Origin of the sequence: Mahella australiensis 50-1 BON (genome assembly GCF_000213255.1) — a bacterium.
Taxonomy (GTDB): domain Bacteria; phylum Bacillota; class Clostridia; order Mahellales; family Mahellaceae; genus Mahella; species Mahella australiensis.
In genome coordinates, this window is record NC_015520.1 from 1 (window position 1) to 15,641 (window position 15,641).

At 41.3% G+C, this 15,641-nt stretch carries 13 protein-coding genes and 1 riboswitch; of the genes, 11 read left to right on the forward strand and 2 right to left on the reverse strand.

Annotated features, from left to right (window positions below):
• The first annotated feature begins 62 nt into the window (after positions 1-62).
• The 7 genes from dnaA to gyrA all read left to right on the forward strand — a co-directional run bounded on the left by dnaA (position 63) and on the right by gyrA (position 9,942).
• Complete coding sequence (gene dnaA / locus MAHAU_RS00005; protein ID WP_013779659.1) at positions 63-1,445, forward strand: chromosomal replication initiator protein DnaA; 1,383 nt, start codon at positions 63-65, stop codon at positions 1,443-1,445.
• 239 nt (positions 1,446-1,684) lie between these two features.
• Complete coding sequence (gene dnaN, locus MAHAU_RS00010; RefSeq protein ID WP_013779660.1) at positions 1,685-2,800, forward strand: DNA polymerase III subunit beta; 1,116 nt, start codon at positions 1,685-1,687, stop codon at positions 2,798-2,800.
• A gap of 12 nt (positions 2,801-2,812) precedes the next feature.
• Positions 2,813-3,904, forward strand: coding sequence for a DNA replication/repair protein RecF (gene recF, locus MAHAU_RS00015; protein WP_013779661.1), 1,092 nt, complete (start codon positions 2,813-2,815; stop codon positions 3,902-3,904).
• Positions 3,905-3,967: 63 nt separating this feature from the next.
• Positions 3,968-4,261 (forward strand): extracellular matrix regulator RemB, encoded by a 294-nt coding sequence (gene remB, locus MAHAU_RS00020; protein ID WP_013779662.1) that lies wholly within the window; start codon positions 3,968-3,970, stop codon positions 4,259-4,261.
• Positions 4,262-4,263: 2 nt separating this feature from the next.
• Complete coding sequence (gyrB, locus tag MAHAU_RS00025) at positions 4,264-6,165, forward strand: DNA topoisomerase (ATP-hydrolyzing) subunit B (RefSeq protein ID WP_013779663.1); 1,902 nt, start codon at positions 4,264-4,266, stop codon at positions 6,163-6,165.
• A gap of 175 nt (positions 6,166-6,340) precedes the next feature.
• A riboswitch (cyclic di-AMP (ydaO/yuaA leader) is annotated at positions 6,341-6,475 on the forward strand.
• Positions 6,476-6,491: 16 nt separating this feature from the next.
• Entirely contained in the window at positions 6,492-7,406 is a 915-nt protein-coding gene (locus MAHAU_RS00030; RefSeq protein WP_013779664.1) for a C40 family peptidase, read from the forward strand.
• Positions 7,407-7,512: 106 nt separating this feature from the next.
• Positions 7,513-9,942 (forward strand): DNA gyrase subunit A, encoded by a 2,430-nt coding sequence (gyrA, locus tag MAHAU_RS00035; RefSeq protein WP_013779665.1) that lies wholly within the window; start codon positions 7,513-7,515, stop codon positions 9,940-9,942.
• A gap of 42 nt (positions 9,943-9,984) precedes the next feature.
• Here gyrA and MAHAU_RS00040 read toward each other — a convergent pair whose 3' ends face one another.
• Both MAHAU_RS00040 and MAHAU_RS00045 read right to left on the reverse strand, forming a co-directional pair.
• Positions 9,985-10,389 (reverse strand): bacteriohemerythrin, encoded by a 405-nt coding sequence (locus MAHAU_RS00040; protein ID WP_013779666.1) that lies wholly within the window; start codon positions 10,387-10,389, stop codon positions 9,985-9,987.
• 19 nt (positions 10,390-10,408) lie between these two features.
• Entirely contained in the window at positions 10,409-10,678 is a 270-nt protein-coding gene (locus MAHAU_RS00045; RefSeq protein ID WP_013779667.1) for a hypothetical protein, read from the reverse strand.
• Between the two features lie 194 nt (positions 10,679-10,872).
• On the opposite strand from MAHAU_RS00045, the gene MAHAU_RS00050 reads away from it, so the two are divergent.
• The 4 genes from MAHAU_RS00050 to MAHAU_RS00070 all read left to right on the forward strand — a co-directional run bounded on the left by MAHAU_RS00050 (position 10,873) and on the right by MAHAU_RS00070 (position 15,596).
• Positions 10,873-11,361, forward strand: coding sequence for a hypothetical protein (locus MAHAU_RS00050; protein ID WP_013779668.1), 489 nt, complete (start codon positions 10,873-10,875; stop codon positions 11,359-11,361).
• 278 nt (positions 11,362-11,639) lie between these two features.
• Positions 11,640-12,131 (forward strand): hypothetical protein, encoded by a 492-nt coding sequence (locus MAHAU_RS00055; protein ID WP_013779669.1) that lies wholly within the window; start codon positions 11,640-11,642, stop codon positions 12,129-12,131.
• Between the two features lie 30 nt (positions 12,132-12,161).
• Positions 12,162-13,595, forward strand: a complete 1,434-nt coding sequence (locus MAHAU_RS14755; protein WP_013779670.1) for a cell wall-binding repeat-containing protein — start codon at positions 12,162-12,164, stop codon at positions 13,593-13,595.
• 897 nt (positions 13,596-14,492) lie between these two features.
• Complete coding sequence (locus MAHAU_RS00070; protein WP_013779672.1) at positions 14,493-15,596, forward strand: GntR family transcriptional regulator; 1,104 nt, start codon at positions 14,493-14,495, stop codon at positions 15,594-15,596.
• The last annotated feature ends 45 nt before the right edge of the window (positions 15,597-15,641 follow it).

The following is a 15,641-nucleotide window of genomic DNA, read 5'->3' on the forward strand; positions in this document are numbered from 1 at the left end:
TAATTTATGTAAAATGGTAAAAAATATACTAATAGGAATAATAATCTTTGGGAGGACTTTTTATGCATACACAAGCTGATGAAGTTTGGTATAAGGTGATAGCTGCTTTAAATGCCAGGCTAACACAAGTAAGCCTTAATTCGTGGCTTAAAAACGTAAAACCTATAGGCATATATGAGCATACACTGGTGCTAGCTGTGTCGAATAAATTCCTTAAAACAATAGTAGAATCCAGATACAGCAATTACATATACGATGCTTTAAAGGATATCGCGCCTGAGATAAGCGATGTGGAGATAATGGTAGCTGTAGATGACGATATAGAAGAATATAAGGCCCAGATGACGCCAAACGATAATACGCCTGCAGATAATAAACAGGATACACCGAAAGACGAAGCTTTATCAGCCATATCGCAAAACGATACTCTAAACCCTAAGTATACCTTTGATACATTCGTCATAGGCAACAGCAACCGTTTCGCCCACGCGGCATCTTTAGCGGTAGCTGAAGCACCGGGTAAAGCCTATAATCCACTGTTCATATACGGAGGCGTGGGATTGGGCAAGACCCATCTTATGCACGCCATAGGCCACCGTATATTGGAGAATAATCCAGGAATAAGGCTGATGTATGTGACATCGGAAAAGTTCACCAATGAGCTGATAAATTCCATAAAGGATGATAGAAACGAGGTTTTCAGAAACAAATACCGTAACATAGACGTACTGCTGATAGACGATATACAATTTATAGCCAATAAAGAGCGGACACAGGAGGAATTCTTCCATACATTCAATACGCTGTATGAAACCAATCATCAAATAATAATATCCAGCGATAGACCGCCTAAGGATATACCCACACTGGAGGACAGGCTTCGCTCGCGTTTCGAATGGGGCTTACTGGCCGATATACAGCCCCCAGATCTTGAAACGCGTATAGCTATACTGAGAAAAAAAGCCGATATGGAAAATATAAAGGTAGCCGACGACATATTGCTCTTTATAGCGCAACAGATACAATCGAACATACGAGAATTAGAAGGGGCACTTGTTAAAATCATGGCCTATGCATCGCTGAATGAACGAAATATAGACATAGATGTGGCCGGCGATGTGCTCAAAGACATAATAAAAGATGATCAACCCCAAAAGATAACGGTGGATAGAATACAAAAGATCGTCAGCAACTACTTTAATATGAAGCCCGACGATTTTAAGGCTAAAAAGCGAAGCAGAGCGATATCATACCCTCGTCAGATAGCCATGTATCTCTGCCGCGAGATGACCGACCTATCACTTCCTAAGATAGGCGAGGAATTCGGCGGCAGAGACCATACTACCGTTATACATGCTTGCGAGAAGATAATGGGTGATATGGAAAAAGAGCCGGAGATAAAACTGACCATAAACGAACTAAAGAAACGCATACAAAGCAACTAAAGTTATCAACATTATCCACATAATACATGTGGATAATCTGTTCGTTTATTATGGCAAACACTGGGCTATAAGCAATCTGTGGAGCATGTGCACAGCGTACATGACATATCCATAGAGCTATCAACATAAAAGATATGCTGTAACAGTGGTTGATATGCGCTTATCCACAAATCAACAGCCCCTATTATTACTACTACTATTTAAATATATCTATCACACAGAAAAGAAGGAGAAAGATAATGATAATAACATGTGAAAAAGATGACTTGGTCAATGCATTGAGCATAGCAGAAAAAGCATTACCCTCAAAAACCATAATACCCATGTTAAACAACATTATAATAGAAACCGTTGATGATGCTACACACTTAAAGTCTACTGATACTGAAATAAGTATAGATACAGTATTAAATGGAAATATAATAGATCAAGGGAGCGTTGCATTAAACGGTAGGCTATTTATAGATATAGCCAGGAGCTTACCTAAAGAGCAAGTGACTATCAAGGTAGATGACCATAATGAAGCCTCTATAAAATGCGGGCTGTCGGAAATATCTATTAAAGGAATGGGGACAGTGGATTTTCCACAGTTGCCGGTTATCTCTAATGGTATGAGCTTTAATATAAGCAGTACAATATTTCGCGACATGATAAGGCAAACAGCGTTTTCCATAGCACCTCCAGATGATAACAGGGAGGTACTTACAGGAGAGCTTTTGAAATTCGAAAACGATGAGATAATGCTGGTATCAGTAGATGGTTACAGAATATCCATACGGTATGAAGAAATAAGCGAAATACCGGATCGTCAGTTCGAGGCTGTTATACCGGGTAAAGCACTCATGGAACTAATGAGGATACTGCCGCCCACTCAAGAAAATTTGAATATAAAGATAGATGACAAACGAGCTGCGTTCACTATAAACGGTACTGTAATGACTGCTCAGCTATTGAACAGCAAATTTATAAACTATGAGGATATATTGCTACCGGAATTATCTGAAACCAAGACCACGATTACGGTCAACAGAGCCGACTTGTTGAGCGCTGCTGAACGCGCTATGCTAGTAGCTAAAGAAGGGAAAAGTTCCTTGATCAAGCTGAGCATATCGGAACATGGAATGGTCCTCACATCAAATGCTGATATAGGTAAGGTACACGAGGATATCCCTATAGATATCAATGGTTCTGCTATAGAAATAGCATTTAACGGTCGGTATTTAACCGATCCGCTTAAAGTGGTAGATGATGAACAAGTATTGATGAAGTTTAATAGCGATGTAAGCCCATGCATAATAGAACCAGTAGATGGCAAAAGCTTTTTGTATTTGGTTTTGCCCGTAAGAATGGGATAAGAGGTAAGGGTATTGTATATTAAAGAATTAACGTTAACTGATTATAGAAACTACAATAACGTTAAGATAAACTTTAATATCGGCATAAATGTATTTTGGGGAGATAACGGTGCAGGCAAGACTAATATACTGGAGGCAATATATCTTACAAGTGCCGGCCGATCTCATAGGACCTCACGCGATAAAGATATGATAAGGCAAGGAGCACAAGATGCTTTCATAAACATCAAGGTTATCCGAAAGGATGGCGAGATTGATGTAAATATGATGATACCTCAAAACGGTTCTAAGCGTATAAAGGTCAATGGTAAATATATAAACCGTATAGCCCAATTGATGGGGATCGTAACCGCTGTTATATTCTCACCCGAAGACTTGAAATTGGTCAAAGAAGGACCGGAGGAGCGCAGGCGTTTCATAGATATATTTATATCCCAGATAAAACCGGATTATCTGTATAATCTCCAAAAATATTATAAAATCTTAGAAAACAGGAATAAGACGTTAAAGGATATAAAATACGGCCATGCATCGCGCGATCTCCTTGCCGTATGGAACGAACAATTAGCATATATAGGCACCGAGCTTTTGGAACAAAGATTATATTTTGTGGATAAGATATGCGCCGAAGTCTCGGATATACATGAGTATATAACCGACCATAAAGAAAACTTGAAGTTAAGATATAAAAGTACATTAAGCCTTAGCGGCAATATAAAGCAAAACTTTATTAGCGCTTTAAATCAGCGGTTTGATGCAGATATTAATATGGGAACTACTACTATAGGCCCTCACAGGGATGATATGATCATACTCGTAAATGACATGGACATGCGCTATTACGGATCGCAGGGCCAACAGAGGACGGCTGCGCTATCATTGAAGCTCGGGCAATTGGAGGTTACCGAAGATCTGATAGGTGAGTCTCCAGTGCTGCTTCTTGACGATGTTATGTCTGAGCTGGATATAATGAGGCAAAATATGCTGATGTCATATATGAAAAGATACCAGACCATGATGACATGTATCCGGAAATCGGATTATTTGGAGCAATATGATAAAAAAACATTCTTCTATGTCGAGAATGGACAGGTATCGATATAGCATGTTGGCTATAAAGGCGCTGATGTGGTATAATAATACTAGCGCTTATTAAGGAGAAATGCCATGATAATGCATATAGGCAGCGATGTGGTTGTGCCCACTAAAAATATAATAGCTATAATAAACCTCGATATCATAGAATCTGCGGAGTGCAACATCGAGTTTTTGAAAATAGCAAAAGATGAAGGTTTTATAGAGGATGCATTCGGTGATGAAAAACCGAAATCCTTAATAATAACCGATATAGACGGTAGAAATGCGATATATATGTCGCCAATTTCGTCAGTCACATTGGCTAGACGAATGGCTACTGATCAAAACATATATTTTGACAATAATTACAAAGAGGTGAAATAATATTGGCTGAAAGCGGAGCTTATGATGCGTCGCAAATACAAGTATTAGAAGGATTAGAACCGGTCAGAAAGAGGCCGGGTATGTATATAGGGAGCACCGGTCCTAGGGGGCTCCATCATCTTGTATACGAGGTTGTGGATAACAGCATAGATGAGGTACTAGCAGGCTTTTGTGATACAATAAAGATTATCATTCATAAAGATAACTCGATAACAGTGGAGGATAACGGTAGAGGCATCCCAGTTGGGATACATCCTAAGACAGGTAGATCGGCCGTGGAAGTGGCGCTGACTATGCTCCATGCCGGCAGTAAATTCGGTGGCGGTGGATATAAGGTGTCAGGAGGACTCCATGGCGTCGGCGTGTCGGTGGTCAACGCATTATCAGAATGGCTAATAGTTACGGTGAAACAAAACGGCCATATATACCGTCAGCGCTATGAAAGAGGGAAGCCCGTAACTGATCTTGAGGTGATAGGCGATACAGATGAAACCGGAACGACGATTTCATTTAAGCCTGATTATCAGGTATTTGAAGAATTAGAATACAATTATGATACATTGCGCAACAGATTTAGGGAATTGGCCTTTTTAAATAAAGAAGTAACCATAACACTTATAGATGAGCGCGATGATAAGAAAGAGGAATTCCATTACGAAGGCGGCATAGTCTCGTTCGTAGAGTATCTAAATAAGAATAAAAGTCCGCTTCATAAAGAAGCTATATATATTTCCGGTATGCGCGACGATGTACAGGTAGAAGTGGCGATACAATATAATGACAGTTATGTTGAGAGCGTCTATGCATTTGCCAATAACATAGAAACACCGGAAGGCGGCACCCATCTGAGCGGTTTTCGCTCGGCTATGACCAAGGTTATAAATGACTATGCCAGGAAGCTTAACATGCTAAAACCCAACGAACCCAGCCTTTCTGGCGATGATGTGCGCGAAGGGTTAACGGCTATAATCAGCGTGAAGCTAAGCGATCCACAATTTGAGGGTCAAACCAAGGAAAAGCTTGGCAACAGCGAGGTCAGAGGCATTGTGGACAGTATAGTATCGGATGGTTTGAGCACTTATTTTGAAGAACATCCGTCCGTAACCAAGATCATAATAGAAAAAGCCATAAGCGCATTTCGAGCGAGAGAGGCCGCCCGCAAAGCGCGTGAGCTTACCAGGCGCAAGAGCGCGCTGGAAAGCGTATCGATGCCGGGTAAATTGGCTGATTGCAGCGAGAGAGATCCGAAGCTGTGCGAGATATTTTTAGTGGAAGGCGATTCGGCAGGTGGGTCGGCCAAGCAAGGCCGTGACAGGCGTTTCCAGGCTATACTGCCTTTGCGTGGTAAGATATTGAATGTAGAAAAAACGCGTTTGGACAGGATATTGTCCAATGAAGAGATAAAAGCCATGATAACGGCTTTTGGAGCGGGTATAGGCGAGGACTTCGATATATCAAAGCTACGGTACGAGCGCATAATATGCATGACGGATGCCGATGTGGACGGCAGCCATATAAGAACACTGTTGCTTACGTTCTTTTATAGATATATGCGTCCATTATTGGAAAATGGCAACGTGTATATAGCGCAGCCGCCGTTATACAAGGTTGAGAAGGGTAAAAAAGAGTATTATATATACTCGGACAGGGAATTGGAACAATTGTTGACCAGGATAGGGCGTGATGGGATAACAGTGCAAAGATATAAGGGACTCGGCGAGATGGATCCGGTACAGTTATGGGATACTACCATGGATCCGGCTAAACGTACCATGTTGAAAGTATCCATAGAGGATGCCATAGCTGCAGATGAGATATTTACCATACTTATGGGCGATAATGTGGAGCCGCGCAGGGAATTTATAGCCAGCAACGCACATCTTGTGAAAAACCTCGATATATAGACCGGGCAATTGCCCGGTTAATTTTTTATTAATCTGTGTAATAATTTCTTAATATTTGCTTAATAATTAGTAAAACGTACAATACGTGAGATAAATGAAGATAATCGACTTAAACGACCGGATTTGAGCTTTGACGAGCTATAAACGGAGTAATATAATAATATGCGTTGAGTAAAAAAACGACTGGCTGAATCCCTGCCTATAGCAGGGTACGGGGGAACTTTTGGTGGGGTGAATCCTTTTAATAGGTAGGGAATCCTTCGTTCCCGAACCCGTCAACTAACCTCGGAAGCGAAATAACGTAGGAGGAGTTGTGTTCAACGCAAATGAATGATTATAAGAAAGCTGTGGCGGCAGCTATTATAAGCGCAGGTTTTATTTTCAGCAGCGTTTTTGGTACAAGCGCTATGGCTGCATCACAAGGTACAGTGACCGGAAGCGGCGTTCGCCTTCGATCCAAGCCAAGTACATCTTCGAGTATATTGACCAACGCTTATAAAGGCGATAAAGTTACGGTAAAAGATAAAAGTGGCAACTGGTACAATGTGGTTTTTAACGGCAAGGCAGGATGGATGTCTGCGGATTACATAAAGATATCATCGGGTAGTATTGCAACGGCATCTCGTGGGAATACTGCGGTAGCTCCAGGCTGGGTAACAGCCAACGGCGGTTTAATACTGCGTAAATCTCCGAGCACATCGGGCGCAAGAATAACGGTTATGCCCAAAGGAAGCCAAGTGACTGTATTATCTGAGGAAAATGGTTGGAGTCAGGTGAAATACGGCAATTATAGCGGATGGGCATCTTCGAAGTACATAACGAAAACCAAGCCTGTTTCTAATGTTACATCTTCATCGCGTTCATCTTCGATTTCATCGCAGATAGTAGCTTTTGCCGAACAGCAATTGGGCAAGCCCTATGTGCATGGTGCGGCAGGGCCGAACGCTTTCGATTGTTCGGGTCTTACATATTATATATACAAAAAATTCGGATATTCCATACCACGTACATCTGACGGTCAGGGTTTCGGCAGCTATGCCCCCACCGTGGCCAAAAGCGATTTGCAGCCCGGTGATTTGATAGTATTCAAGAGCAGCGGCAGCGGTTATCATATGGGTATATACATAGGCGGCAATGAGTTTATACATTCACCAAATCCTGGTCGCAAGGTAGCAATAAATAGCTTAAATGAGTCATGGTATAAGAGCCATTACATACAAGCTAAAAGGGTTGTAAGATAAGAAGTATAATAGCAAAGCGGTGAGCGATGATCAAAGCTCGCCGCTTTTTTATGCGAAAATATGATATAATATATAGAAGAGTATGCAAACATATGGAGGAATATAGATGCCCGAAGAAGAACAAACAAAGGTTATAGAGGTAAATCTCGAAGAAGAGATGAAACATTCATACATAGATTATGCTATGAGCGTCATAGTGGGTAGAGCACTGCCTGATGTGCGCGACGGTTTAAAACCGGTGCACCGTCGCATACTTTATGCTATGAACGAATTGGGGCTGATGCCCGATAAGCCATACAGAAAATCGGCCAGGATAGTCGGTGACGTGCTCGGAAAGTATCATCCGCACGGCGAAGCTGCGGTTTACGATAGCATGGTGCGTATGGCACAGGATTTCAGCATGAGATATCCATTAGTAGACGGACATGGCAACTTCGGATCAATAGACAATGATCCTCCGGCGGCTATGCGTTATACCGAGGCACGCCTATCGCGTCTGGCTATGGAGATGCTCACCGATATAGATAAAGAAACCGTCGACTTTATACCGAATTTCGATGAAACACTAAAAGAACCGGTTGTATTGCCTTCGCGTTTTCCCAACCTTCTGGTCAACGGTTCAGCCGGTATAGCTGTGGGCATGGCCACCAATATACCGCCGCACAATCTTAAAGAAACCATAGATGCGGCTATAAAGGTAATAGATGATCCCGATATATCCATAGACGAATTGATGAAAACACTTAAAGGGCCGGATTTCCCTACCGGCGGCATTATAATGGGAAGAGACGGGATAAAACAGGCATATCATACCGGTCGCGGCAGAATAAAGGTAAGGGGAAAAACATCTATAGAACCTTTACCCGGCGGAAGATCGCGCATAATAGTAACCGAGATACCATATCAGGTCACCAAGGCTGATCTCGTTGTACAGATAGCTAATTTGGTAAAAGATAAAAAGATAGACGGAATAGCTGATATAAGGGACGAATCCGATAAAGAGGGCATGCGCATCGCCATAGATTTAAAGCGGGATGTAAACCCAAATGTCGTGTTAAATCTGTTATATAAGCATACGCGCCTGGAAGATACATTCGGCATCATCATGCTGGCTTTGGTCGATAATCAGCCTAAAGTACTCAATATAAAGCAGATGTTCTATTACTATATAGACCATCAAAAAGACGTCATAGTAAGGCGTAGCCGATACGATCTAGAAAAAGCCGAAGCTAGAGCTCACATACTGGAAGGTCTACGCATAGCGTTGGATCATATAGACGCCATCGTAGCGCTTATACGTTCGTCCAAGACAGACCAAATAGCCAAAGAAGCGTTGATGTCTCAGTTTAATCTGTCGGATAAACAAGCCCAGGCTATATTGGATATGAGGCTCAGGCGTTTGACCGGATTGGAAAGGGATAAAATAGAAGAAGAATATGCTCAGCTTATGAGCACCATAGAATACTTACGCCGTGTGTTATCCGATGAGGGCATGGTATATAAGATAATAAAGGACGAGCTTAAAACTATACGCAATAAATACGGCGATGACAGGCGTACTCAGATAAGCAGTAAAGCCGACGAAATGGAAATAGAGGATTTGATACAGGACGAAGAAGTGGCCATAACCCTAACTCATTTCGGTTACATAAAACGCTTGCCGTTGGATACTTATAAATCCCAGCGGCGCGGCGGTAAGGGTATAACCGGCATGCAGACCAGGGACGAGGATTTTGTTGAGCACATATTTGTTACCTCTACGCATAGCTATATGCTGTTTTTTACTAATAAAGGGAAGGTATACATGATGCGCGCATATGATGTGCCGGAGGCAGGTCGGCAGGCCAAAGGTACAGCTATAATAAACCTCTTGAACTTGTCAGGAGGTGAAAAGATAAGTGCCGTCATACCTATAAGGCATATAGATGACGAAAAGTACCTTATAATGACTACGCGGGAAGGTTATATAAAGAAAACATCGATAGAAGAATACGATAATATCCATAAAAATGGTCTTATGGCCATAGGCCTCGGCGAAGGCGATGAGCTGATAGGCGTTGAACTGACCAACGGCGAGAATGAGGTTATCATAAGCACGAAAGAGGGAATGGCCATCCGCTTCCCGGAGGATGATGTGCGGTCCATGGGCAGAACCGCCCGTGGAGTCAAGGCTATAAAGCTCAATCAGGGCGATAAAGTGATAGATATGGAACTGGTAGATGAATCCGCAGACCTTCTTATGGTAAGCGAAAACGGCTACGGCAAGCGTACGCCGCTTAAAGAGTACAGAAGCCAAAGTCGCGGTGGTAAAGGTATTATCACCATGAAGATTACTGAGAAGACCGGACCGCTGGCAGCTATAAAAGTGGTGCATGAAGACGATGAGATAATGATGGTAACGTCTGACGGTATCATAATACGCCTGGAAGTCAAGGGTATACCGGTACAGGGGCGCAATACCCAGGGCGTGACATTAATGAAGGTGGAAAACGGTCAGAGAATAGTTTCTCTTGCGAAGTTTGAAAGCGAGGACTGATAAAAAGCCGCGGGATCAAACCCGCGGCTTTTTATTACAGCACTACATTTTTGTTTTTAAAAATCCACCCAATGCTTTGTCGGTATTGCCTATGTGATTTATAAGCCAATCGACTACTGTGCGGTTGGTTAGCAGCACTAGCTGTATACCGGGGCCTTCGCTTTCGAATTTCTTCTTGAGCTCACTGAAGCTATCGATAAAGCCATCATGCATAGCTTTATGTGCATCGTAATCCGGATAGCCGTATTGTTGCATGTATCTTTCTTCGGCGCCAAAATGCGTAACCACATAATCGCCGAGGAAATCTATTATTTCACCTACGACCTGTTTGCCCTTGCCTTGATTACAGGCATCGAGAAGAGCATTAACCCTGCTGAAAAGTTCTTTATGCTGATTGTCAATTTCATCAATGCCCACCGACAGTGACTGATCCCACTGTATAGCCATTGAAATCCCCCTTTCCGTATTAATTTTCTGTACTCTCCTGATATTTTTTATTGCGTATATATAGCAATATGTCTATAGCTACCATGATACTGTTAATTATATAGAGTATTATGACGTTATCGTAGTTATAGAAAATCTTATGCAATATTCCGGACATATATCCGGCCAGCAAAAGCACCGAAAATATCAGACTTTTTCCGGCGGTAGACCTGGATTTATACGACCTATAAATGGAAAAAGGCCACGCTGCTCCAAAGCAAAGCAGCATAATTGACTCAAATATACTCACTTATGTATGCACCTCTCTATAGATGATATTTTAGCATCTGTTCACGATAATTGCAAATATCAATCGCTAACCTTCAATTCGTAATATATGGCTCAAACGAGCGTAGTCTTTATATCACTGCATGCGCTGAATCTGTTATATTAGCAACCTATCTGGCATGAAAAAAGTTAAATCATATGGAAAGAGCAAAAACCATGTTCAAAAACAAAATATTTATAGTAATCGTTGTTGTAGCCGTGGCTTTAGCAGGTATAGGCACCTGGTATGCATATGACCGCCACCAGGCGGCGTTAGCAGCCGAGAAAGCACAACAGGAGGCACTGGCTAAAGCCGAAGCGGAGAAGAAAGCTGCCGAAGAAGCCAAGGCAGCAGAGAAAAGAGAGCCCTATTCTCTGGAAGAGCAGTACGCCAATGTAGAAAAACTTGATGAAAGCCAGTTGTCCGACAAGGATAAAGCGGCTATAGAAGCCCTTCACAAAAAATACGGGCCGGAAATGGACGCTATCACAAAGCTCATAACCGACTACAACAGAGTGCAAAACAGCAGAAATTACCGTACAATGACAGGCCTTGAGGGGACCGAGTATATGATACTCGGCACGGAGTTTTACAAATGGTCTACAAGCCCTGAAACAGTAGCCGACATAAAGAAAATATACCAAGACAAGAAGCTTGTTAAATAATTTGACGGCGTCAATATAACGTATCTCGTGTTTACCACGCCTGATTTTTCCACAACTGTCGACAACCCCGAAAACCCCGAATATGCATATGCCGAAGGCGAAAACATTACTCATCACGTAGAGCCGGCTGAAACTAAACCAACTACTGGTCCTGCCTGGGCTGTGGGAGTTAAAAAAGTAAACGGCCAATGGAGGATATACGCTGAAAAAAGTCTCGATTAGATTTAATCAAAACCCCGCGAGGGGTTATTTTTTTTATTATTTTTGGAGGTGTTTTTATGGCAATTAAAAAAATCATGCCGCTGCTGCTTGCGGCGGTGCTTCTTTTCGGATTGTTTTCCGGCCCTGTTGCTTTCGCTGAAGACACTACTTATAGGCCAAACGAAGATGTCAATTTGAGCCATAAATCCGACAAGGATTCGAGCGGCAAATCGGGCGGCAAAAGCAGTAACTCAAACAATGGAGGTGGCGGGGCAAACGAAAGTGCCGAACCGGAGGAAGAAGATTGGATATATAGGGGAGAATCAGGCAGAGAGGCCGAAACAACCACATATACAGACCGGAAGACGCTGTATTATCGTTGGTATGTTGCCTCCGGCCCGGGCTCGATGACAGTGGTATCAAGCGGTGCGCAGGCAGCCAGTGACGGGTATCACGCAGGCAAGAGCATATCTGCAAGATTCAGCACCGTATGCAGTTATCTGGTCTATTCGGAGCAATGGGTGCAAGATACTGAAGTGACTAAAAAGGCCGTTTATTTTATGGTATAATATAGTCAAAAACGGAAGGAGCAAATAGATATGCGTATGAAAAAGATTGTGCCCATAGCACTTATTATTGTGTTGGCCATCGGATTTATAGGTGCATTGCCAAGCGGATCTGACAGAGCATATGCAACAGATAATCAGCCGCAGATAACAAGGATGGGCGGGAAAGACCGGTTTGAAACCAATGCCCAGATAGTGGAGCAAAGCTGGCAAAACGCGGATACGGTTGTCATTATCAGAGGCAGCGGCGACAATAAGTTTGCGGATGCTATGTCAGCAAGTACATTAGCTTATCAATATGATGCACCGATATTGCTTGTTAACCAAGACACTATACCTGACCCGATAAGAACTGTGCTTGTTAAATTAAAGCCGTCCCGTGCTTTTATTGTGGGTGGTACCGGCGTGGTATCGGATAAAATCATTTCTTCGCTGAATACGCTTAATATTAGCAGCGAGCGTGTTTATGGGCAGGACAGACGTGAAACCGCCATTAAAATAGGCGACAAAGCAAAACAAAAAGGCAGCTTCGATACAGTAATAATAGCAACTGGCCTTAACTTCCCTGATGCTTTATCTGTTGCACCTATCGCAGCAAAAAATGGATGGCCAATATTGTTTGTAACAAACAAGTTATCATCGCAAGGCTTGGATACCGGCAATAGAAACGCTTTGCAAAGATGGAATGTAAATAACGTTTATATAGTAGGAGACACGGGAGTGGTGTCCGGTGCAGTAGAAGCAGATGTCAGAAAAACTCTGCCGGGTGCTCAAATAATCAGGATTGGCGGTAAAGACAGGTATGAAACCTCATTAAATATTGCCAAACGCTTTGATAAAGGAAGCTATGGTGCGGTTACAATAGCAACCGGCAAAAACTATCCTGATGCGCTTGCGGGCGCCGTATTCGCAGCAAAGAATAATTCACCGATTTTGCTGGCTAACACGTCAAGCAATCTTCAAAGCACAATCGATTATTTAACGAAAGCTCAATTTAGCAAATGTTTCGTTCTGGGGGCGAAAGATATAATGCCGGATAACTTGATAAGCCAACTGTTTGCCGGCTATGAGGAACAGCCTACGCCAGAACCTGAACCTGCGCCTGTACCCGAACCGACGCCTGAGCCAGAGCCAGAACCTGTATTATCGGATTGGGCACAGAGCGTAGTTGTTGAGGATATATTCGTCTTGCCCGGTGATGAGATGAATGTTTATATATCTTTTAAATGGTTAGAAAGAAACGATATTTATTGCTATAAAATGTATTATAAAGGTGGTTTGGCACAAGATTATACATCATTAGCTGAGCTTAGAAACGCAGATTACAATAACGATCCATATGTTCATACCAGTGGTTTTGGATTTCAGCCAGATTATTATAATTTCAGGATAGACGCAATAGGCATTTCAGGCACGGTAATAGATACTGTTACTTTATCAGTTAATACAAAAGATTATAAGAACTAACTATATAGCTGCTCGAAAGGAGACTGTAAAACTATGTTTAGCAATGGTAATATATTGAAGTTTATAGTTAGTTTTCTATTGATAGTGGGTACTTTCGTACCCACTATCAATTTAAACAAGGTTTTTGCTGCTACAACATATCAGCAAACAATATATTTTTCGACAAGTACGTCACGCTCTCAAACTCAAACTATAACTATACCTAATTTAGATAGAGTTGTTTCAGCAACTGTAGATACGGGCAGTGTATCTACGACTAAAAGAAGAAACGGCGCGTATCCAAACACAGGTGGTTACAATACCTGGCCTTAAGGAAGTATTAGGAGTTACAACAACTTCTGGGGAAGCGTAACATACGAAGTTGATGGAGATGATGTGATTTTATATTTAACCGGTAAATCTCCGGATAGAATTGAGCATCTATCTAAGCCCGCATCATATGCTTCGTCGTTTACTGATAATTCAAGCACGGCTAGTTTTTCCAGTTCATACTGGTATTCTGACAGTGATGGGTATTCAGGTTATTTAAGTAAAAACGGAAGTCCAATTAATACTTTAATACAAGCTGCAACATATATTTACAGTCAGAAATATACCGGTTATATTTATGGCCCAACATCTTCACAATATGAATAGCGGCGGATTACAGTTGGTTAAATAAATAAGGCTGAATCTATAAAGATTTACAGCCTTTGTTAAGATGCAATTGATATAACATTATTTCATAATTCGACACAATTGTCATAACTTAAACATGATGATGTAATAAAATAGTAATAAAAAATTCGGCAAAAAGTATTGATTTTGATATAACTATATGTTATATTTGTAGCATAATGATATGTGTATTGGTTTGCTGGGAATAAGGTATGATTATGGAGGAATGAGTAGGGCTTTATGGAAGATAAAAAAGAGACTTTATATTCTCAAATTATAAATGATATAAAGCAACAAATTTTAAGTGGGGTGCTTAAACCAGGAGATAAGCTTCCTACTGAGTTAGAACTGGCCGAATTATATAATGTTAGCAGGACAACATCTCAAAGAGCATTGATTGAATTGGAAAGAGAAGGCTTCATATCAAGAAAGCAAGGTAAGGGTAGCTTTGTATTATCATCCGAATTAAGGGGTAATCGCTCTGGCTTCAATAAAATAGTGTCTATTATATTGCCCGATAGCGGACCTAGCGGAAGGTTAATAGAATATATAAATGGTGCAAGCGACTATTTGAACAAAAGAGGTTATTACCTTACTGTTCATACAACTAGCAATAATTTAAGCGAGGAACGGGATTCATTAAAGAATCTATTACATAGTAGTATAAGCGGTGCTATTTTTTACCCGACCGAAAGAAAGAATTTTGATATATTATATTTATTGCATTTGAACAATTATCCAATAGTCACTATAGATAAGCGATTCCAGTCACTGCCGTTACCTTATGCCATATCCGATAACTTCGATGGAGGATATAAAGCTACATCATTTCTTATAAAGAATGGGCATAGCCGTATCGCATATATATCGACATTACCTATAGAAGATATAAGTAGTATAAGGGAACGGTTTTTCGGATACTGCGCCGCTCTAAAAGAAAATAACATCGCGATAGATACCGATCTATTTTACTTTAATTTTTGCTACAATAATGATGATGAAAACGGCAATTCTAAAAGTATGGATATGCTAGATGACTTACTGAGAAACGGTATAACCGCTATATTTACCGAACATGATTATTTAGCCATTATAATATATAGAATGCTTCGTAAAATGAATGTGAGAGTACCTGAAGATGTGTCGTTGATCGGCTTCGACAATATTGAAATGCTTGAGCATTTAGATATCCCGTTAACAACGATAAACCAAAACTTTTATGAAATAGGTAAAACTGCTGCAGGTATTGTAGTCGAGATGATAGAAAATGGATATTGCGAAGCACCCCAAAAAATCATACCTGTAGACATGGTCTTCGGGGAAAGCGTTGCTGATATTAAATAGGTAATAATATAGGTTTATATAAATATAATACAAAATCTAAGGAGG

Bases quoted from the DNA above. Each gene is read 5' to 3' on its own strand.
- MAHAU_RS00070 (WP_013779672.1), top strand. From the start codon at position 14,493: ATGGAAGATAAAAAAGAGACTTTATATTCTCAAATTATAAATGATATA.
- dnaN (WP_013779660.1), top strand. From the start codon at position 1,685: ATGATAATAACATGTGAAAAAGATGACTTGGTCAATGCATTGAGCATA.
- MAHAU_RS00055 (WP_013779669.1), top strand. From the start codon at position 11,640: ATGGCAATTAAAAAAATCATGCCGCTGCTGCTTGCGGCGGTGCTTCTT.
- MAHAU_RS00030 (WP_013779664.1), top strand. From the start codon at position 6,492: ATGAATGATTATAAGAAAGCTGTGGCGGCAGCTATTATAAGCGCAGGT.
- MAHAU_RS00040 (WP_013779666.1), bottom strand. From the start codon at position 10,389: ATGGCTATACAGTGGGATCAGTCACTGTCGGTGGGCATTGATGAAATT.
- MAHAU_RS14755 (WP_013779670.1), top strand. From the start codon at position 12,162: ATGCGTATGAAAAAGATTGTGCCCATAGCACTTATTATTGTGTTGGCC.
- gyrA (WP_013779665.1), top strand. From the start codon at position 7,513: ATGCCCGAAGAAGAACAAACAAAGGTTATAGAGGTAAATCTCGAAGAA.
- remB (WP_013779662.1), top strand. From the start codon at position 3,968: ATGATAATGCATATAGGCAGCGATGTGGTTGTGCCCACTAAAAATATA.
- MAHAU_RS00050 (WP_013779668.1), top strand. From the start codon at position 10,873: ATGTTCAAAAACAAAATATTTATAGTAATCGTTGTTGTAGCCGTGGCT.
- dnaA (WP_013779659.1), top strand. From the start codon at position 63: ATGCATACACAAGCTGATGAAGTTTGGTATAAGGTGATAGCTGCTTTA.